Origin of the sequence: Sinisalibacter aestuarii (assembly GCF_027923545.1) — a bacterium.
In the GTDB taxonomy this organism is placed as follows: Bacteria; Pseudomonadota; Alphaproteobacteria; order Rhodobacterales; family Rhodobacteraceae; genus Sinisalibacter; species Sinisalibacter aestuarii.
Genome location: NZ_BROH01000003.1, coordinates 1 through 19,739, shown reverse-complemented (window position 1 = coordinate 19,739; position 19,739 = coordinate 1). Strand labels below are relative to the sequence as shown.

Below are 19,739 nucleotides of genomic sequence, written 5' to 3'. Positions count from 1 at the left end.
CGTTCTCCTTTTCAGCAGGCCCGCTTGGCCGGCATCACGCCAGCGGCCTCGCGGCATTCCGGCTGCGATTGCAGGGCGACACTCAGCAGATGCGCATTCGCGCCGAGGACCAGCAGGACAGCGGTCAGGGCACCGCCGATGGCCAGATGCTTCTGAGCACGCGGCGTCATTGTGCACCCCCGGCAGGCCGGTCAAGCTCGGCCACATAAAGGGCAAGCAGGTTGACCTCGGGGGCTGACAGGCGGGCCGACCATGCGGGCATCACGCCGGAACGGCCATGCCGCAGGGTCTCCATCACGGTTGCCGGATCCTGTCCGTAGATCACCGCCCTGTCGGTGAGCGACGGCGCGCCGATTTCGAGGCCGCCTGCGCCGGTTTCGCCATGGCAGGCGCTGCAGTTCTCGGCGAAGAGAACCCCGGCAGGGCTTTCGGGATCGGCGGAGCCCAGCGGCAGATCGGCAACGAATTGCGCGAGCGCGGTTCGCTCCGAGCGCTCCATCCAGTCGAAGGCGGGCATTTCGGCATAGCGGGTGTCGGGGTCGTCGGCATTGATGCCATGGCGAATGGTCAGGGCAATCTCGGCCGGGTCGCCGCTCCACAGCCATGTGCCATCTGACAGCACCGGAAAGCCCGGCCCGCCCTGCCCGCTCGTGCCATGACAGGCGGCGCAATTGTCCGCAAACAGACGCGCGGCGGCGGGCATCGCGGCGGCCATCAGCGCCGCGTCGGACCGCAAGGCATCGAAATCTCCATCCTCAAAGCGCGACAACCAGCCCTGCCGCCCGTCCGACAGATCGCGAAACCCGTCGACCGCCTGCTCCCCCTGATCCAGCCGCAGGAGGCCGCGTGTATAGTCGCCGCCCGTCGGCCAGGCCGGCAGCAGCACCCAGGCGACCACGGAATAAAGAAACGTCAGCGCCAGCGCCCAGATCACGATCTTCGGGAAGGCGGTATTCAACTCGGTGATGCCGCCCCAGTCGTGGCCTGTCGTGTCGTAGCCGGTGGCCGGGTCGATCTTGCGGTTGCCGGTATGCGGATCGGCGCCTGCGAGCTGTCTGGGATCGGTCTGGCTAGGCATCTCGGTCCGGCCCCCGTGGCAGAATGGACCGGGCAGCCGCCTCATGCGCCTCGCGGCGCGAGGGGCTGTAGGCGCGGATCACGACGATCAGGAAAAACCCCATCAGCCAGATCAGGCCGACGGTCTTGGAAAGATAGACGAGGATGTCATGCGTCATCGGTTGCCCTCCGCCAGAATCCGATGGGGCGCGTCGGTCAGCGTTCCGAGCGACTGGAGATAGGCAACCAGCGCATCCAGCTCCGTCAGGCGCGACGGGTCGCCATCGAAGGCGCGCGCCGCGGGCCGCTCGCCGTAGCGCTCCAGAAATCCCTCCATCGCGTCGCTGTCGGGGCGGCTTTGCGCCAGCGCATCGGCCGCCGCCGCCGCAATCATGGCATCGTCATAAGGCACGCCCAGCCGTGCCAGAGCAGCCAGCGCATCGGACAACAGCCCGGTATCGAGCGGACGCGCCAGCCAGGGATAGGCTGGCATGATCGAGGCCGGCACCACGCTGCGCGGGTCGGTCAGGTGCGCCACATGCCAGTCATCGGAATACTTTTCGCCCAAACGGGCCAGATCCGGCCCCGTCCGCTTCGACCCCCAGAGCATCGGGTGATCGTAGGCGCTTTCCGACGCTAGGGAATAAGGGCCGTAGCGGTCCAGCTCATCGGCGAGGCTGCGCACCATCTGGCTGTGGCAGGCATAGCATCCTTCACGAATGTAAATCTCGCGGCCCGCCAGCTCCAGCGGGGTATGCGGGCGCAGGTCGTCGGGCAGTTCCACGGTTTCGTCGATGGTGAAGAGCGGTGCGATTTCGACGAGGCCGCCGACCGAGGCCGCCACGATGATCGCCGCAACCAGCCCCATCGAGATCTTTTCAAGATTGTAGTGCAGTCTCAGCATGGCTTCACTCCGCCGGCTGCGCGGCAAGCGGCCGGTCGGTGGCCTCGCCGGTGGCCCCGCGCATCGTGGCGCGGCAGTTCCAGGCGCAGACAACCGCTCCGGTCAGAAACAGCCCGCCGCCGATGGTGCGCAGCAGGTAATACGGCGCCATCGCCTCAACCGACTGAACGAAGCTGTAGGACAGCGCGCCGTTCTCGTCATAGGCCCGCCACATCAGCCCTTGCGTGATGCCCGCGTTCCACATCGACACGACGTAGATCAGCGTTCCCGCAACCGCGAGCCAGAAGTGCCATTCGACCGCGCGGGGCGAGGCCATCTCGGCCTTGCCGCCAAGCTGCGGCACCAGCGTATAGATCGCGCCGAAGACGATCATCGCCACCCAGCCGAGCGTGCCGGAATGCACATGGCCCACGGTCCAGTCGGTGTAATGCGACAGCGAATTGACCGGGCGGATCGCGAGGAACGAGCCCTCGAAGGTGGACAGCCCGTAGAATACGGCGGCCACGAACATGAAGCGCAGCGTCGCATCGTCACGCACCTTGTGCCAGGCGCCGTTCAGCGTGGCGATGGCGTTGCCCGCCGAGGCCCAGCTTGGCACCAGAAGCATCACCGAAAAGGTCATGCCCAGCGTCTGCGCCCAATAGGGCAGCGCGGTGTAATGCAGGTGGTGCGAACCCACCCAGATATAGAAGAAGGTGATGCCCCAGAAGCTGACGATGGACAGACGATATGACCAGATCGGCCGCCCGGACCGCACCGGCAGAAAATAGTAGAGCATCCCCAGGAACCCGGCGGTCAGGAAGAAGGCCACGGCGTTGTGGCCGTACCACCATTGCACCATCGCGTCCTGCACCCCGGACCAGACCGGAAAGCTCTCGGCCACGGTGAGCCGGACCGGCAGCGCGAGGTTGTTGACGATATGCAGCATCGCCACGACCAGAATGAAGGCCAGATAATACCAGTTGGCGACGTAGATATGCGGCTCGTTGCGGCGTGCAAGCGTGCGCAGGTAGAGCGCGAAATACGTCACCCAGATCACCACCAGCCACAGGTCTGCATACCATTCGGCCTCGGCATATTCCTTGGATTGGGTCGCCCCCATCAGATAGCCGGTCACCGCCCAGGCGCAGAACAGATTATAGCCGACGAGCACCACCCAGGGGCTGACGGAATCCGCCAGACGGGCACGAGAGGTGCGCTGCAGGACGTGAAAAGACGTGGCGATCAGCGCGTTGCCGCCGAAGCCGAAGATGATGCCGGTCGTGTGCACGGGGCGAAGCCGGCCAAAGCTGGTGGCGGGCCAGAGCGGCGTTGCCTCCGGCCAGTACAGGAGCGCCGCCACCCAGACACCGACACCCATGCCGATCATCGCCCAGACCAGCGTCATGACGATGCCGAACCGGGTCGGCGCGTCGTAATAATGGCGCAGCCGATCGGCCGGCGGGGCGGGATCGTAGAGCGCGCCGCCAAACCGGAACGCCAGAACAAGTCCGAGCCCGACCGCCATGACCCCATGCACGGACATGGCGCCGTGACGCGCGACCGCCGCCATGACAAGGCCCATCAGCGCCAGCAGCACCGACAGCAGCAAGCCAATCTGGCGTTCGGAAACGGTCAGCGTCGCGGTCATCTTGCCCGGCCTTTCCTCATCATGCCGCCGCCTGTCGCGGAAGGGCGATATCGGCGAGCGTGGATCGGTTCAGATCGTCGATGAACCGGCTCTCCGCCTGCCTGAGCCGCGACTTCAGGCGGCAACAGCCCTCGATCGTGCACTCCCCGCCCTCCGGCCCGAAACACTCGACCAGAGCCTGCCCCTGCTCAAGCAGCCGCACGACCTCTCCAAGCCGGATTTCGGCCGGGTCGCGATGCAGCACCGCCCCGCCATTCACCCCGCGCCGGGTCTCGACGATGCCGCCCTGTGCGAGCCTCTGCATGATCTTGGTCAGGTGGTTGCGCGACAGGCCGAATTCCTCGGCCAGATCGGCGGTCGAGAAAGCCCGACCGGGGGCGCTGGACATCCGCATGAGCATCCGAAGTCCGTAATCGGTGAAGGAGGTGAGGTTCATGTTGCCCCGCATTTTTCAAATCGGTATTTACAATACCTATTTAGCAGATATAGCATGAGACTCAAGCTCAAATCCATGAGGATCCCATGTCACCCACCGAAGCCGAGATCGTATCCGCCCGCCCGCGAATGACCGCCGAGCTCATGGCGCGAACCGGGCTGGACGAGGACAAGCTGACCGAACTGGTGCACCGCTTCTATGACAAGGTGCGCGCCGACCCTGTCCTTGGCCCGGTCTTCGCCGCCCGGATTGCGGATTGGGGCCCGCATCTTGAACGCATGGTGGATTTCTGGTCCTCGGTCGCCCTGATGACCGGCCGCTATCACGGCGCGCCGATGCCGGCCCATGTAACCCTGCCGGTCGACTGGGCGCATTTCGAACGCTGGCTGATGCTGTTTCGCGAAACCGCCGCCGAGACCTGCCCGCCCGAGGGCGCCGCGCATGTCATCGAGCGCGCCGAACGGATCGCGCGCTCGCTGCATATGGCAATCGAGGATGCGAAGCCCCGCACCGTTCCGTCTCTGCTCTGACCGAAGGATATTCACATGACCAGACCGACACCTCCGCAAGACCCCGCAAGCCTCACCCGCTACATCGAGGCGGAGTATCACGCCAAACACCGCGCCCAGCTGCCCGAACTGGCCGCGCTGTCGGAAAAGGTGGAAACCGTCCATGCCGGGCAGGCGGATGTTCCTGCCGGGCTGGCCGAATTGCTGCGCCGGCTGATCGGCGAACTGGAGGTGCATATGAAGAAGGAGGAGCTGATCCTCTTTCCCGCCATCCGCAACGCCGTATCCGGCCTCGACGCGCCAATCGCGGCGATGCGCGCGGATCACGACGACCATGAGGCCGAGGTCGAACAGATCCGTCACCTGACCGGCGGCCTGGCCTTGCCGGACGGCGCCTGCGGAAGCTGGACGCGGCTCTATGCCGGGGTCGGCGAATTCCTTGATGAACTCGCGGCCCATATCCGGCTGGAAAACGAGGTGTTGTTCCCACAATTCGAAACGCATAGCGCGGGTCATGTCTGAGCTGCATCTTCCCAGGCCGACCGGGCACCTCGTCGAGCGGGGTCATGCCCATGCGCTGAAGGCCGTGGAGGTGATCGGCGGCGCGGACAGGCGCGACAGTTGATGCCGCCGGCAAGACCGCCCGTTCCCGACGCGCCCGCCGAGCGCATCCGCGTCAAACGGATCTATCGCGCGCCGCGGATGTCGGATGGCAAGCGGATATTGATCGACCGTCTCTGGCCGCGCGGCGTGGCGCAGGACCGCGCCCGGCTGTTTCGCTGGTGCCGGGAGATCGCGCCGAGCGACGAATTGCGGCACTGGTTCCACGGCCACCCCGACCGGTGGCAGGAGTTCGGCACGCGCTATCGGGCAGAGCTTGCCGCCCATGACGATCTGGCTCGTGAGCTTGCCGGATATGCGCGCGACGGCGTCGTCACACTGCTTTATGCCTCGAAAGACGAGGCGCATAACAACGCCATCGTGTTGCGCGATTACCTGCGCGGGTGGCTGGAACGGGAGAGCCCGACATGACGGACCGGCGCGAGACCTCGCTGCGCACCCCGCTTTGCGCGCTGCTGGGATGCGACCACCCGGTGCTGCTCGCTGGCATGGGCGGCGTGTCTCGCTGGGAACTGGCCGCCGCCGTGGCCAATGCCGGGGGCTACGGAATTCTGGGCATGGTGCGCGAGAGCCCTGCCCTGATCGCCGCCGAGGTGGCCGCCCTGCGCGCAGCGACCGACCGGCCCTTTGCCGTCAACCTGATCCCGGCGGCGACCGAGCCTGGGCTGCTTGACGCGCAGATCGCCTGCTGCCTCGATCTCGGCGTGCCGGCCTTCAGCTTTTTCTGGGACGTGATGCCGGATGTGGTGGCCCGCGTGAAACGCGCCGGCTGCCTCGTCCTGCACCAGGTCGGCACGGTCGAGGCGGCGCGGATCGCCGAAGAGGCCGGGGCGGATGTAATCATCGCGCAGGGCGTCGAGGCAGGCGGCCATGTTCACGGTCGTAGCCCGGCATTCAGGCTGGCCGGGCAGATCCTTCAGCAGACCGACCTGCCGGTCGTTGTCTCGGGCGGGATCGCGACGGGCGAAGGTCTTGCCGCCGCGCTGGCGCTCGGTGCTGACGGGGTGCAATGCGGAACGGCCTTTCTGGCGACCGAAGAATCCTTTGCCCACCCCTATCACAAATCCCGCATTGTCGAGGCCACCGGCGACGACACGGTGCTGACCGATATCTTCGTTCTGAACTGGCCAAAGGGCGCGGCGGTGCGGGTGATCGCCAACAGCGTGACCGGGGAACTGGGAGGGGAGTATCTGGGCCATGATCCCGACAGCCTGCCGCACGTAACCATCGCCTTCGACGGCGATCAGCCGCGCCTGCGGTTCAGCACCGATTCTCCGCTGCGGACCACAACCGGCGACCTTGAGGCGATGGCGCTCTATGCCGGCCAGGGCGCGGGCGCCATCACCGATATCCCGCCCGCCGCCGCACGGCTGGCCGATATGGTCGCGCAGGCCCGACGCATCCGGGAAAGCGCGGCCCGACGCGATTTCGGGGCGCTGCCATGAGCGACGATATCCTGAACGGCCGCGGCGGCTTTGCCTCGCCGCCCTGCTACGCCGCCGAGGTCGCGCCGGAATATGTCGATCCACTGGCGGTCGATCCGCAACAGGCGCGCGATGTCGCCCGCTGGCGCAAGGCCGAACGCAGCCGCCTGCGCGCCGCGCGGCTGGCGCTGTCGGTCGCCGAGCGCCAGAAGATCGGCGAGGCGCTGGCCGGGCATCTGCAACAGGTGCTGAACGAGCGCTTCGGTGGCGCGCGGGGCATGGTCTTTTCCGCCTACTGGCCGATCAAGGGCGAGCCCGACCTGCGCCCTGTGATGGCCGCGCTTCACGAGGCCGGCGTAACCGTCGCCCTGCCGCTGGTCGAAACCAGGGCCGCCCCGCTCATCTTCCGCCGCTGGACACCCGAAACCCGCTTGGTGCGCGGCGACTGGAACATTCCCGTCCCGCCGCCGGACGCGCCCGTCCTCACCCCCGCCATCGCGCTGGCCCCCCTCGTCGGCTGGACGGCGGATGGCTATCGCCTGGGCTATGGCGGTGGCTATTTCGACCGCACGCTGGCGAAGCTGACCCCGAAACCCTTTGTCATCGGCATCGGCTTCGAGGCGGCGCAGCTCGCAACCATCTACCCGCAACCCCATGACATTCCACTCGATCTCATCCTGACCGAGAACGGCTTGCGCAATGGCTGAGGATCAAATAACTGCTTCAATATTGGGCATGAGGCAACATATCCGCCCATATATTCACCAACCGACCAACTCCTTCCCCAAAACGTGACGGGTACATGAACAACATCGACGAAAAGCTGCAACCGATCCTTGCCGAAGTGATGCGGCGCAATGCCGGCGAGCCGGAATTCCATCAGGCCGTGCACGAGGTGATGGAAAGCCTCGGGCGCGTCGTGGCGAAGAATCCCGATTATCTCGAACAGGCTCTGATCGAACGCATCTGCGAACCCGAGCGCCAGATCATCTTTCGCGTCCCCTGGGTGGACGATCAGGGCAAGGTCCAGATCAATCGCGGCTTTCGTGTTCAGTTCAACTCGGCCCTCGGCCCCTACAAGGGCGGGATGCGGTTCCATCCGTCGGTCAATCTCGGGATCATCAAGTTTCTGGGCTTCGAGCAGATCTTCAAGAACGCGCTGACCGGCCTTCCGATCGGCGGCGGCAAGGGCGGAACGGATTTCGACCCCAAGGGCAAATCCGATGGCGAGATCATGCGTTTCTGCCAGTCGCTCATGACCGAGCTTCACCGCCATCTGGGCGAACAGACCGATGTGCCGGCAGGCGATATCGGCGTCGGCGGGCGCGAGATAGGATACATGTTCGGCCAATACAAACGACTGACAAATCGCTACGAATCCGGCGTGTTGACCGGCAAAGCCATCGCCCATGGCGGATCGCGCGCCCGGACCGAGGCCACGGGTTTCGGCAACACCTATTTCACTAAGGCGATGCTGAAGACCCGCCAGACCGATTTTGATGGTAAGCGTGTCGTGGTGTCTGGCGCGGGCAACGTGGCAATCCATACGATCGAAAAGGTGCAGTCTTTTGGCGGCACAGTCATCGCCTGTTCGGATTCCAGCGGATATGTCATCGACGAGAACGGGATCGACCTGGCTCTGCTCCAGGAGATCAAAACCGTTCGCCGCAAGCGCATTTCGGAATATGCAAAGCTTCGGGGCGAAGACGTGCATTTCGTGCCGGCCGGCAAAGGGTCGGTCTGGGATCTGCCCTGCGACGTGGCGATGCCCTCGGCCACCCAGAACGAACTGTCGGGCAAGGACGCCCGGACACTGGTCAGGAACGGCGTGCAGGCCGTGGGCGAAGGCGCGAACATGCCCTGCACCCCCGAGGCCATCCGCGTCCTGCGCGACGCCGGCATCCTGTTCGGACCGGGCAAGGCGGCGAATGCCGGAGGCGTGGCCACCTCGGCGCTGGAAATGCAGCAGAACGCCAGCCGCGACCGCTGGAGCTTCGAGCAGACCGAGCAACGCCTGGAACAGATCATGCAGAGCATCCATGACCGTTGCGCCGAAACCGCCGACGAATACGGCGCGCCCGGCGATTACGTGCTGGGCGCAAATATCGCCGGGTTCGTGCGGGTCGCGGAAGCGATGCAGATGCTGGGGGTGATCTGAGCACCGACTTGGTCGCTGCCGGATGCCGGAGCAGCGGCCATCCGGCCCAGATCAGCCCGGCCTGTCCAGCCTTGGCCGCCAGTCTTCCACCCTGCCCCGCCTGAGCCGGTTCGCGGCCATTCGCCGCCAATTGTCCGGCAAGCCCGCAAGCGCCGCGAAAGCCGCCAGCGCCTCACGATCGAGCGTCTCGCGGTAGAGCAGACGCCAGACCCGGTCCAGCGGCCAGCCAGGCTGCGGCCGGGCGATCAGCTCGGCGGTGTCGCCAGAGGCGATTTCGCCTTCGGTGACCACACGGAAATACCACCCGGTCCGCCCGCTATCCTGCACGCGGCGCGCCATATCCGGCAGATCGAAGCGCAGATCGAGCTTCCAGCAGGGCTGGCGGAGCTGGCTGACCTCCACCACCGCGCCGCCCAGACGGTATATGTCGAAGAGGCACAGATCCGCCTCGGTCGCACCGCCAATCACCAGATTCTCGCCGAAAGCGCCGGGCCGGAAACGCGCCGCGCGCAGGGGCAGTTCCTCTGCCCAGAGCCGGTAATGCCTCACCGGATAGGCATGCAGCGCCTTGTCCGGCCCACCGTGGCGCGTGGTATCGCCCTGTTCGTCCCCGTCAAGACCGGATTGCCGGGCCATGACGCGACCGGTCCGACAGTGCTTGTCGATCCCCGACAGTACCTGCCCGGACCCAAGCGGCGCGATCCGGCCCGTCCGCACCCCGGCCACGACAAACCGCGTCATGACGGGGGGTCTTCCCGGATCAGGCTCATGATCTCCGCCCCGAGCGCTAGGTCAGGCACCTGACCGAAATGCCGCGCGCGCATCTCCCCCTGCCGATCGAACAGCACGAGGCTCGGCGTGCCTTGCAGCGCCCAGGCCTCCATCGTGCGCGGCATCGCCCCCTCGCCCGGCGCGTCGATGGCAACCGGAAAGCGGATGCGCCATTCGTGCAGAAAAGCGGCCAGGCTCTCGCGGCTGTTGGCGTCGTGATGCTCAAAAACGCTGTGCAGGCCGATCACAGCGAAGTCCCCCGACATGAAGGTCTGCGCCAGCCGCTGCGCCTGCGGCAGCCCGTGCAGCACGCAGCCCGGACAGAGCATCTGGAACACCTCGACCGCAAGCACCCGGCCCCGGAAACCGGCAAGCGTCGGCGCGCTGTCGGTATTCAGCCACTCTGTCGCGAACAGGAAATGATCCATCGCTCTCATCCATCCAGGAGGGCGCGGCAGATAGCCGCCGCGCCCTGTTTGTTATTCGCCGACACGCCCCGGCAGGCTCAGATCGCCAGAGGCGAGATCGAACAGATCCGTCACGCAAAGCAAGGGCGCATGCACATTGGCATTGACCCGCAACCCCGCCGTAACCCCGTCGAAACCCATCGCCTCGACCGCGCCGATATCGGCAAAGGGCACGCGGATCTCGACCGTCTCGTCGGTCAGGATCGGCTGCCATCCGGGGCTGTCGATCAGCAGCGGCAGGCCCGGCCAGGTCGGCGGCAGGCGCGGCGTGGCGCCTTCGGGTATGTCGATCACCTTCAGCGCACCCGGCCCGCAGGCGTCGTCGGGGCCAAGCACCACCCAGTGGCTGTGCCAGAGATCGCCGTCATTGCCCCGGTCGCCATCGCCGTTCTCGTCGAACAATGGGGTATCGTCGAAATCGGGATGCGCGGTTGCCGTCATGGCAAGGATGCCCGCACCCGGATCGAAGCCCACGGTTGCGGCGTCGAGGCTCGTCGGCCAGACATAGGCAAAGACCTCGGACCCGGCCAGAGCGCCACTGGGCGCAGGCCGCGCCGCGCCCGCCACCCCCGACAACGCCATGTGGAAAACGGCGACATTGCCTTCGGTGGCGATCTTCGTATGCACGATGTCGAACGGCGCCAGCGCAACCGCGCCGGCCTCGGAGCGGATGCCCCCCGCATGATCGTGTTCGCCATCGGCGAGGGTCGCGCCCGGCAGGAAAGCCGGGATTGTCAGTGCCAGAAAAAATTTGCGCATCAGCCATCTCCCCGCACATCGGCGAGCGAGGCGCCGAAATTGATGTGAAGCGGCGTGCCGGCGATAACCATCGCAGGCACCGAGATCACGCCTGCGGCTTCGGCTTCGGCGATACGGGCCCTGTCACTCCCGAGATCGACAATCTCGACCTCGAAGCGCGCGGGATCGAGCGCATGGGCGATCTGCCGTTCCGCGTCGAGGCAAACGGCGCAGCCGGCATGGTAGAATGTGGCTTTCTGTGTCATTGTGGTCTTGTCTCCTGTCTTGTTGCAGAGGTGGTTGACATCAAGGACGTCCCGCCCGTTGCCGCGGGCGGGGCGTCCGGCTTTCCGGCTCAGGCCGTCTCGAACCGCCGCCAGATGGCGGCAGCCTCCCCGGCAGGAGCCGCTTCGTGATCGTCGCAGTCGAGGCGCAGGCTCGCATCCCCGAATGCGGCGTCCACAAATTCGCAATGGTGCGGCCGCGCGGCGTCGGCATGTGCGAATGGGCGAAAGTGGCGGCAGCTCACGCACATCCGCTGAACCGGGATCGCATCGGCCTCCTGCAGGGCGCGGATGATCCCGACCAGTGACCGCGCCAGAGCAGCGCGGTCCGTATCGCTCATTTCTTCAAGCGCGCGTTCCAGCGCCGCCGGCGCCTGCGGCAGATCCGCGGCTACACGGCGCCCGGCCGCCGTTGCCTCGATCCGGCGAACGCGCCCGTCCTCGGGATCGGGCCGGCGCTCCGCCAGCCCTCTCGCCTCAAGCGACGAGACCGTATCGCTCAGACTGGCCTGGGAAATGCCGAGCATGGCAGCAAGCTCTCCCAGACGGGCGGATCGTCGGGAAATACGCTGCAGCACCTCGCCCTGGGTCGGGTTGAGCCCCGCCCCCCCGGCGGCCTGCCACTGGCTCGCCCGCCAGAACAGCGCAAGTTTCTGAAAGGCCGTGGTGATTTGCCGTGTTTCATTGGACATTACACATCTCCTTCCAGAAACTATATAGGATTCCTAACTATAATCAAGGCCGGAACCGTGCCGACAGGGCGAGACGCCGCCGCCCCGGATGGGTGACCCCAATTGCCACATCTCGCCGCACATGATCCGGGAGAGCGCCTGCCAGGTTGAGGGCTGAGCGCAAGATCAGCGACGGCGCCGTGCGCACGTTGCCGTCGAATGCCGCGCGCCGAAATCGGTCAATGTCTTCTGAGCCGTCCCGAAAGCCCTTGCCGCGCCGGACCACCGACGCCCGGATTTTCGAGGAAGCTGATTGCGGCGGTCGACGGCTTCATAAATAGTGACCTCCGCTCGTCCACTGGGAATTGGAGAAACGGATGCTTTTGCGGGGAATAGCTGTATGGGCGCTGATCGCAGCGGCCGCCTCCATATATCTGGCCAGCCAATCGGACGAACCGATGAATTTCACGCCTGCGGCAATCCAAGGGATAGTTGCCTTCGCCGTACTTATGGCCTTAGCCAGGATCGTTGATGCCTTGGAGACCATCGCCGAGAATACCAAGCGGTAGATATGCCGCGTGGGGCGCAGCGCGAATCGCCGCATATTTCCGGTCCGGGCGGTGGCTGCGATATCTCACCAAGCAACCCTCGCAACCAAGGGCGCACCGCTATTCTGCGGGCGTCCTGCGGACAGAGCCCACGTGACCTGCTCCCCTGAGAGTCCGCGTTTGTCAGTTAGCTCTGTTCAGGGTTTGGTCCTCTCTTGACCGTTGCTGATACTCCCACGGGGTGAGCCCGTCGAGGCTCGAGTGGGGGCGGTGATGGTTGTAGTCGTAACGGCTTGCCCAACCTAATGGCGGGCAAGGCGCGGGTTGGCAAATACTGCTCCTTCTCGCATCTCCTTGAGCGTCATCGTCTGAGTTAAAAAACCGATCAGTTGGCCGGTCCCATACCAAGCAATTGCGTGATCCTACGAACCGTCACACGGCGGTTCGCGCGCTCATCTGTTTCAACCGGCACCTTCAGATACCGCTCACCGTAGCCCTGGACGACAAGGTTCTCCGATGGGATGCCGTAGTACTCCGTCAACGCCAAGGCCAGGGATTCAGCGCGTCGATCGGAAAGCGTCAGGTTCGCGACGGCGCTGCCCACGGCATCGGTGTGCCCTTCAATCAGAAAAACCTCCCAGGGCCTTTCATCGATGACGGAGTTCATGGCAGACCCCAGGCGATCCAGCTTGCGGGCCTCTGAGGCTCTGATCGCTGCGGAGTTCGTATCGAACGTGATTGCCTCGAGATCAATGACAGATACCAGTTCCCTGACCGCCCGAATGTTCCGGATCTGGCTAAGTGAGAAACGACGCCCGACGTCGGCCATCAAGTCTGCAGACAATGCGTCGGTGAGTGTTGCGTCCGCTTCCGCGTAGTCGAGACTGGACGAACGCCTCAGAGGAAGCTCTTCAACTACGACGGGGTCGAACGCAGCCGTATCATCGAACAACATGATTTCAAGGCCCGAGGGGAGAACCCGGGTTCGTTGCAGGACCCGACCGCGTGGATCTCTCATCGTGCGAACGATCGATCCGTCTGACTTGGTGATCTCACTCAAGGTGGACCCATCCGAATAGGTCCGGGTAGCAACTTCATAGCCAGGGCGGCGAAGAAGCACGTCGTCGTCGCGCAACACATAAAGCGAGCCGTCGTCGCGCTGAAGGACAACCCGGTCACCCGTGTTTTGAACGATCCGATTGTTTTCAATCAATCCGCCAACAACTGCGGCCCCGACGCCCACGATCAGCAGTTTCTCGAGAGTCGAAAGCCCGTCGGCTTCTTCAGACTTCGCTGAGAACTCTTGCTCGCTGGTGCGGGTGCTTTCCTCTGTAACCGTGGTGACATCGACTTCAGGCTCGGCCCCCGCTTGAGATGCTTCCTGTCCACCCGCTGCTGCGGCCACGGGGGCAGTTCCGGTGAGTTCTTCTGCTGCGGCCGCTTCTGCAGCAGCCGCTTCCTCTGTCAGTCCGGTGTCCTCAGACAGGACTGTCTCTGGCTCTTCGATCGGAAGCGTATCTTCGGCAGGTTCCGTGGGCTCGGAAACCTCGGGAGTGTCGACCGTTTCCAATTCGGTGCTGGTCGCATCCGGCTCGGGCGTCTGGGGTTCTGCCTCATTTGCAGCTTCTGCCTCAGTCTCGCTGGTCTCCGCTTCCGGTATGCCAGATGTGTCATCTTCGGTCGCCGGTTCCGACACCTCGGGCTCAACCGGGTCCGGCACCTCTTCGGCGCTCTCTGATGTTGCCTCCTCAGCGGATTGGGTTTCTGGGGGAGCCTCCTCGTCAGAGGTCTCCGCGGTCGGTTCCGCACCGGTCTCTGGCACGATGCACTCAGGGTCGGTAGCCGGATCGCAGTCGACGACGATGTCTTGCGAGAACGCTGCACCCGGCGTGGCCAGGGCTATGATGAGCGGTATTGCAACGCTGCTTTTCAGGTTCTTTCGCATCATTGATCTCCAAATCTGGTTTCGCGGTAAAAGTTTGAGTGCTTCTCCGGCTAATTTCTCCCCGATAACTGGATTCTAGGCTGGTCAATTCGTCTCTGCTATCCGATTTCAGAGCAATCAAAGTCCACTTTGCGAAATATTCAACGCGCCGACTTCGTTATCGTGTTCGTTCAGAATTAAGGACAATATACTCCCGCTCCCAGTGGGTTCCGACCGCTAGGTTTTTGACGCTGCTAGAAAGTCCGGTGAAGATCCGTCAACGATCGGGGCCTCAGGACCGCCTCGGCGCATGGTGTATTGGCACACGCGACGCGGAAGCAGACCTCATCGACGTCCACGGTTTCTTCGTAGGTGTCGGTCGACACAACAACCAAGCGGGTCAGTTGCCGCATGGGGCTGACCTCTTGGATGCGGTGGTTCCGGGGGCTGGGCCTTCCAAAGTTCGTTCGAAAGGCTGTCTTGGACAGAAAGCGAGCGTCGATCAGATTCTGGTTGAAGGCTGGCCGGCTATCACCGTTCTTTCGCTCTGCAATCCCATTCGATTGAGGCCATTTCGCAATTCGGACAACAGCATTCGGGTCGCGGATAGATTGCCGGCTATCGCGTGGTTATCCTCGATCCGGTGAATTGTCGGAAAAGCGGGGGGCCGAAATGACGCTTGCTTCAATGTACCGATCGCTGTTGCTGGTGATTTTCATCCTGGTTCCGGGTACGGGCCAGGCGCAAAATGCGCCACTTTGGTTGCGCTATCCTGCTATTTCCCCTGACGGCAACAAGGTAGCGTTCAGCTATCAGGGACAGATTTGGGTCGTTCCGTCCGAAGGTGGCGAAGCGGTGCCTCTGACGGCGACAACGGCGTATGCCTTTGCGCCGGTGTGGTCACCGGATGGATCGCGCATCGCCTTCGCCTCGACAAAACACGGCAATTCGGATGTGTTTGTGATGCCTGCCGAGGGTGGCGAAGCAACGCGGCTGACGTATCACTCCGACACCGACACGCCGATGGCGTTCTCGCCGGACGGTGCAGAGGTCTATTTCTCCTCGACGCGCATCGGCGATCCGGTTGCATCCGGCGACGACAGCATCCGGAGCCTTCTGCCAAAGATAGCTGTTCCGCATTCGGTGCCGGTCGGTGGTGGGCGCGTGCACCGCCTCTGGCCAACTGCTGCAATCGAGATTTCGCCGAACGCGGATGGAAAGCAATTCCTTTATGCCGACGATCCGGCCCCGTTCGAGGACCCAAGGCGTAAGCATCAGACGTCTTCGGCCGCGCAGAATGTCTGGCTGTTCGATAACGAAACGGGCCGTCACACGAAGCTTACGGAATGGCGCGAAGAGGATCATGATCCATCCTGGATGCCAGATGGCAGCATGGTCTGGCTCTCTGAACACAGCGGGTCTTTCAATGTCTGGCACCGCGATGTCGCGGGCGGAGAGGCGGTGCAACTCACCCATCATGAGACGTGGCCCGTGCGCTTCCTCAGCGCGGCCGATAACGGAACGCTGGCCTACACCTATGACGGTGGTCTGTGGCGCCTACTTCCTGGCGGCGAACCCGAACGCATCGACGTCAGGATCCGCCAGGCCAGCCTCGTCGGCGGCCGCTCGGTCGTGAACGTGAAAGACCAGGTCAGCGAGATGGCCGTCTCGCCCGACGGCAGCGAGATTGCCCTGATCGCACGCGGCGAGGTGTTCGTCGCCTCCGCGTCTTCGGGCGCGACCCGACGTATCACCGACACGCCGGCGGCCGAGAGGTTCGTGACCTGGGGGCCGGACGGACGTCGGCTTGCCTATGCGTCCGAGCGCGACGGCACCTGGGATGTCGTCGAAGCGCAGCTGACGCGCGATGAAGACACCGGCTTCGCCGGCGCCGCGCCGTTCAAGGAGCATGTGCTGATCGGCACCGGCGATGACGACTTCCAGCCGGCCTATTCGCCTGACGGCACCCACTTGGCTTATATTCGCCATCGCACTGAGCTGCGTGTCCTGGACATCGCGACCGGCACTTCGGCCGTGGTTCTTCCCGCAGACGCGTCCTACTCATACTACGATGGCGACCATCCCTATGCCTGGGGCCCGGACGGGAAATGGCTGGCGGTCATGCTCGGCTATGGTTCGAGCGCCGAGATCGGCCTGGTCGACGCCGAAGGGAAGGCCGGGCCCGTCAATATCAGCCAAAATGGTTTCTCCGACTTTGACCCCATGGTCAGCGCCGACGGAAACATTGTGCTCTGGACGACGGACCGGTTCGGGTTGCGGTCGGAAACCCGCCGGATCGAAGCGGGGGATATCTTCGCCGCTTTTCTGACCCCCGAAGCCTTCGCCGATTTCAACGGGTTGACCGATGGCGCGGTGGCGCAGTCGGAAGATCAGGACGCGGCTGCGGTGGACGCAACCGAGGCCGGCACGGCAAGCCCATATCCCGATCTCTCCGGACTTGAATACCGCAGCACCCGCCTGACGCCGTTCTCGGCCAAGATCGCTTACGCGCATTTGGGCGCCGACAACCGGTCGCTGACGTTCGTCGTCGATCAGCCCAACGGCACCAGCGTCGGCTACGCGCTGACCGCCGGTTCGGGATCGGCAAGCACCATTTTCACCCGACCGACCCTTCCCGGGACGATCTACGCGATGAGCGGCATTTCGGATTTTGTTTACGTCTATGCCGCCGGCAGCATTACAAAATACGACGTTGCGAGCGGAACGCCGAGCCCACTCGCATTCAAGGCCGAGATGACCCGGGATTCGCGCGCTGAGATAGCGGCTCTTTTCGAACATATCCATCGCATGACCGGCGAGACGTTTTACGATGCAAACATGCAGGGTCATGACTGGGAGGCGATTGGCGCACACTATCGCAAGTTCTTGCCGCAGATCATATGGTGGGAAGACGTTGTTGAGCTGGTCGCCGAGGCCGTCGGTGAACTGAACGCATCTCATCAAAGCGTCATCTTCTTTGAAAACAACCCCAATTCTGACAATACGGGTTCGCTCGCGCTCTACTACGACGACGACTGGCGCGGCGCTGGAATGAAGATTTCTGAGGTGATACCGGGTGGCCCGGCGGATCATCCGGGAAGCGCGCTGAAAGCAGGTGCCGTAATCGTCTCAGTCGACGGCGCCGAAATCACCCCCGAAATCGACATCCATCGCTTGCTCAACCGCAAAGCGGGCCAGGAGGTTCTGCTCGGCGTTCAGCCCATGGAAGGCGACATCCCGGTGTTCGAAACAATCTTCCCGATCACCCAGATCGAAGAAAACCATTTTGCTTACCTCCAATGGGTTTCACAGCGCCGCGCCATTGTCGAAAGGCTTTCGGGCGGGCGCCTGGGCTACATCCACCTCAAGATGATGAACCTCAGCAGCTACCAGGCGGCCTTCGGCGATACGTTCGGCCGCTATGCCGAGGCCGAGGGCCTGATAGTCGACGTTCGTGCGAATGGGGGCGGAAACCTGCACGACCAACTCATTGCCATGCTGACCGGGAACCATACCAGCGACGCGGTCAGCCGCGAGGGCAATATCGTCTACACCAACCCAAAAGGACGGTGGACCAAGCCCAGTGCTGTGCTTGGCAACGCCCAGAGCTATTCTGACGGAAGTGTTTTCCCGACTCTCTATCAAGCTGAGGGCATTGGCCCGATCATCGGGGCACCGATCCCGGGCACCGGCACGGCTGTCGTGCAGCCACCGCTGATTGACCCGCGCTTCCACTACGGCATCCCGGAAATGGGCTTTCGTCTACTTGACGGACGATTCCTTGAGAACCTGGAGGTGGAGCCCGACGTTTTGGTTTACAATGATCCGGAGAGCATCGCTGCCGGGCGGGATCTCCAGCTTGAGGCGGCCGTCGATACACTTCTGAGCGTCATCGGTGAAGGCGGGAACTAGCACACCAGGCCAATGCGCTTCCGTCCGGGTGAGTGGCGCATCGTCCTGTCCAAGTCATGAAAGTGCGTGATACTCCCCACTGGGCCGTGGACCGCTTTCGTGCTATTCTCGACCGCACCGCTGCTCTCGCCGAGTTATGCGCTCTTCTCACGGTATGAGGGACAGTGCCGCGGACCATGCAGAGGCTGGTTCGAATTTGTGTGACATATTCGCCATTTACCGCCATCGCAGCCAGGCTTTCCTGCTGCTGGCGACCGGAATATGGCCGCGACGCAGCAGTATTGTCTGCGACACGTGGTGGCCGGAATGCAGCTTTTCCTGGCGCGGATTTCTCTGGCTTGCCTTGATACGGGGTTTGTAGTTATTCTTCGACAACATTTTTTGCATTCCCAGTTTCCACGTATTCGGCGAAACGCGAGGGAATAAATGCCTGCCCTGGTCGAAGAGAGCTATTCGAACAAGAAACCGCTGCGGGTGCCCCGGCTGTATTCGGTGACGCGCGATTTCGAGTTTCTGAACCAGCGCGGAAAACTGGTGCACAATACGATACCAAGCGGCCCGATGGGGTACAGCGTCGTTTCCGTCGATACCACGGGCCACCGGATCGAGATCGAAGAAACGGCCCGCGTTGCGCTTTCGATGCCTCTGTATGGGCTGGCGGAGGTTGCGGTCGGCAAAGAGAGCTTCCGGCTGCATCCCGGAACGGCTGTGGCGATCCGGCCGAGTGTGCGGTGCAGTAAGCTTATTCCGAGCAGCGACCGGCATCGCTACCAGAGCGTTGCGGTGATTGCGCCGCCGGGGCAGGAGCATCTGTCCTTGGTGGAGCGGTCGTGGGTGATGGTGCAAAACACCAATGCGTTGCAGGATCTCAGGGAACTCCTCCGGTTCGTGTTTTCCGTGGCAGCGCGGCGCGAAGACCTGCCGATCAACATGGCGGCGCATGTGGAAAACCTGGTCCACGAGATCTACTGGCAAATCCTGTCGAACGATGTGGATGTTTCGCACTCTGCGATCGTATCGACTTCGAGCCAACGTCTGGTGCGGCTCGCTCAGGAATACATCCGTGCCAACTTCAGCGAGCCGATTTCGGTTCAGATGGTGGCAGATGCCATGGGGGTATGTCCGCGGACTCTCCAATACGCGTTTGCCGGTTGTCTGGGTCGGTCGCCGCGGCAATACATCACCGATGTTCGCATCGACGAGATGCACAGGCTGCTCTCATCTCCGCTTTGCGACTACTCCGTCATTTCCGCTGCTATGTCGGTCGGCTTGGTGCATATCGGCCGCGCCAGCCAGTCCTATCGGCTGCGGTTTGGCGAGTTGCCATCGGAGACGCTGAAACGGACCCGCGCCCCACGCCATTAGGGTTGTCGGTTTTCTCAGTTCTCTCAATGACTCGGGCTGAATTGCGCCCCTGAGTTCACTTGTCGGTCCGCGACATCGCTTGATTCAGCAACCGGACGATCTGCCTTTCGCGTTTCGGACTCCGAATCTTCGCAACGCGGATAGCTGCACTTCCGACCGTGACCTAGCATGAAGGTTCTAGGGGAGGTTGAACGTCGTGACCCCAGAACAGATCTTCGCCGTTGTTGCCGCAATGGTGGCCGGCCAGCCCAACGCCGATTTCGACCAGTTGCACGCAGGCGGCTACGATGCGCGATATCCGGTCACGGTCGAAGCCTGCGA

The 19,739-nt window shown here is 63.5% G+C and carries 21 protein-coding genes and 1 pseudogene; 8 read left to right on the top strand and 14 right to left on the bottom strand.

Features of this window, described 5'->3' with window-relative positions:
- Positions 1-11: 11 nt before the first annotated feature.
- From QMG28_RS06835 to QMG28_RS06810, 6 genes are read right to left on the bottom strand one after another with little or no spacing between them, the layout of a single operon-like run.
- Positions 12-170, bottom strand: a complete 159-nt coding sequence (locus tag QMG28_RS06835) for a hypothetical protein (RefSeq protein ID WP_281841472.1) — start codon at positions 168-170, stop codon at positions 12-14.
- On the bottom strand, positions 167-1,078 hold the full coding sequence (ccoP, locus tag QMG28_RS06830) for a cytochrome-c oxidase, cbb3-type subunit III (RefSeq protein WP_281841471.1): 912 nt from the start codon (positions 1,076-1,078) through the stop codon (positions 167-169). Before ccoP ends, QMG28_RS06835 begins: the two co-directional genes overlap by 4 nt.
- The gene (locus QMG28_RS06825) at positions 1,071-1,235 is read right to left on the bottom strand and encodes a cbb3-type cytochrome oxidase subunit 3 (RefSeq protein ID WP_281841470.1); all 165 of its coding nucleotides are present in this window, start codon (positions 1,233-1,235) and stop codon (positions 1,071-1,073) included. The genes ccoP and QMG28_RS06825 overlap by 8 nt, the downstream gene beginning before the upstream one ends.
- A complete protein-coding gene (gene ccoO, locus QMG28_RS06820; protein WP_281841469.1) occupies positions 1,232-1,960 on the bottom strand; it encodes a cytochrome-c oxidase, cbb3-type subunit II in 729 nt (242 codons plus the stop codon). Before ccoO ends, QMG28_RS06825 begins: the two co-directional genes overlap by 4 nt.
- A 4-nt stretch (positions 1,961-1,964) precedes the next feature.
- Positions 1,965-3,590 carry a cytochrome-c oxidase, cbb3-type subunit I gene (gene ccoN, locus QMG28_RS06815; RefSeq protein ID WP_281841468.1) on the bottom strand — a complete coding sequence of 542 codons (1,626 nt, stop codon included), beginning with the start codon at positions 3,588-3,590 and terminating at the stop codon, positions 1,965-1,967.
- A 19-nt stretch (positions 3,591-3,609) separates the two neighbouring features.
- The gene (locus QMG28_RS06810) at positions 3,610-4,026 is read right to left on the bottom strand and encodes an RrF2 family transcriptional regulator (RefSeq protein ID WP_281841467.1); all 417 of its coding nucleotides are present in this window, start codon (positions 4,024-4,026) and stop codon (positions 3,610-3,612) included.
- Between the two features lie 86 nt (positions 4,027-4,112).
- Here QMG28_RS06810 and QMG28_RS06805 point away from each other — a divergent pair, with 86 nt between their 5' ends.
- The 6 genes from QMG28_RS06805 (at position 4,113) to gdhA (ending at position 8,738) form a co-directional block, all read left to right on the top strand.
- The gene (locus QMG28_RS06805) at positions 4,113-4,556 is read left to right on the top strand and encodes a group III truncated hemoglobin (RefSeq protein ID WP_281841466.1); all 444 of its coding nucleotides are present in this window, start codon (positions 4,113-4,115) and stop codon (positions 4,554-4,556) included.
- 15 nt (positions 4,557-4,571) lie between these two features.
- Positions 4,572-5,057 (top strand): hemerythrin domain-containing protein, encoded by a 486-nt coding sequence (locus tag QMG28_RS06800; protein WP_281841465.1) that lies wholly within the window; start codon positions 4,572-4,574, stop codon positions 5,055-5,057.
- Positions 5,058-5,159: 102 nt separating this feature from the next.
- Positions 5,160-5,567: a DUF488 domain-containing protein gene (locus tag QMG28_RS06795; RefSeq protein ID WP_281841464.1), complete on the top strand. Its 408-nt coding sequence runs from the start codon at positions 5,160-5,162 to the stop codon at positions 5,565-5,567.
- On the top strand, positions 5,564-6,601 hold the full coding sequence (locus tag QMG28_RS06790; protein WP_281841463.1) for an NAD(P)H-dependent flavin oxidoreductase: 1,038 nt from the start codon (positions 5,564-5,566) through the stop codon (positions 6,599-6,601). The genes QMG28_RS06795 and QMG28_RS06790 overlap by 4 nt, the downstream gene beginning before the upstream one ends.
- On the top strand, positions 6,598-7,287 hold the full coding sequence (locus QMG28_RS06785; RefSeq protein ID WP_281841462.1) for a 5-formyltetrahydrofolate cyclo-ligase: 690 nt from the start codon (positions 6,598-6,600) through the stop codon (positions 7,285-7,287). The genes QMG28_RS06790 and QMG28_RS06785 overlap by 4 nt, the downstream gene beginning before the upstream one ends.
- A 95-nt stretch (positions 7,288-7,382) precedes the next feature.
- Positions 7,383-8,738, top strand: coding sequence for an NADP-specific glutamate dehydrogenase (gene gdhA, locus QMG28_RS06780; RefSeq protein WP_281841461.1), 1,356 nt, complete (start codon positions 7,383-7,385; stop codon positions 8,736-8,738).
- A 51-nt stretch (positions 8,739-8,789) separates the two neighbouring features.
- Here gdhA and QMG28_RS06775 read toward each other — a convergent pair whose 3' ends face one another.
- From QMG28_RS06775 to QMG28_RS06745, 8 genes and pseudogenes are all read right to left on the bottom strand, one after another.
- Positions 8,790-9,479, bottom strand: a complete 690-nt coding sequence (locus QMG28_RS06775; protein ID WP_281841460.1) for an MOSC domain-containing protein — start codon at positions 9,477-9,479, stop codon at positions 8,790-8,792.
- Positions 9,476-9,937: a TlpA disulfide reductase family protein gene (locus QMG28_RS06770; RefSeq protein ID WP_281841459.1), complete on the bottom strand. Its 462-nt coding sequence runs from the start codon at positions 9,935-9,937 to the stop codon at positions 9,476-9,478. The genes QMG28_RS06775 and QMG28_RS06770 overlap by 4 nt, the downstream gene beginning before the upstream one ends.
- Positions 9,938-9,988: 51 nt before the next feature.
- Positions 9,989-10,735, bottom strand: coding sequence for a hypothetical protein (locus QMG28_RS06765; RefSeq protein WP_281841458.1), 747 nt, complete (start codon positions 10,733-10,735; stop codon positions 9,989-9,991).
- Entirely contained in the window at positions 10,735-10,980 is a 246-nt protein-coding gene (locus QMG28_RS06760) for a hypothetical protein (protein ID WP_281841457.1), read from the bottom strand. The genes QMG28_RS06765 and QMG28_RS06760 overlap by 1 nt, the downstream gene beginning before the upstream one ends.
- Before the next feature lie 89 nt (positions 10,981-11,069).
- On the bottom strand, positions 11,070-11,690 hold the full coding sequence (locus tag QMG28_RS06755; RefSeq protein WP_281841456.1) for a MarR family winged helix-turn-helix transcriptional regulator: 621 nt from the start codon (positions 11,688-11,690) through the stop codon (positions 11,070-11,072).
- A 310-nt stretch (positions 11,691-12,000) separates the two neighbouring features.
- A complete protein-coding gene (locus QMG28_RS06750; RefSeq protein WP_281841455.1) occupies positions 12,001-12,273 on the bottom strand; it encodes a hypothetical protein in 273 nt (90 codons plus the stop codon).
- A gap of 127 nt (positions 12,274-12,400) precedes the next feature.
- Positions 12,401-12,514: pseudogene (locus tag QMG28_RS21025) on the bottom strand (IS3 family transposase); the annotation flags it as partial.
- 88 nt (positions 12,515-12,602) lie between these two features.
- Positions 12,603-14,162, bottom strand: a complete 1,560-nt coding sequence (locus QMG28_RS06745) for an OmpA family protein (RefSeq protein WP_281841454.1) — start codon at positions 14,160-14,162, stop codon at positions 12,603-12,605.
- A 666-nt stretch (positions 14,163-14,828) separates the two neighbouring features.
- Here QMG28_RS06745 and QMG28_RS06740 point away from each other — a divergent pair.
- Both QMG28_RS06740 and QMG28_RS06735 read left to right on the top strand, forming a co-directional pair.
- The gene (locus QMG28_RS06740; protein WP_281841453.1) at positions 14,829-18,053 is read left to right on the top strand and encodes a S41 family peptidase; all 3,225 of its coding nucleotides are present in this window, start codon (positions 14,829-14,831) and stop codon (positions 18,051-18,053) included.
- Positions 18,054-18,479: 426 nt separating this feature from the next.
- The gene (locus QMG28_RS06735; RefSeq protein WP_281841452.1) at positions 18,480-19,418 is read left to right on the top strand and encodes a helix-turn-helix transcriptional regulator; all 939 of its coding nucleotides are present in this window, start codon (positions 18,480-18,482) and stop codon (positions 19,416-19,418) included.
- Positions 19,419-19,739 lie beyond the last annotated feature (321 nt).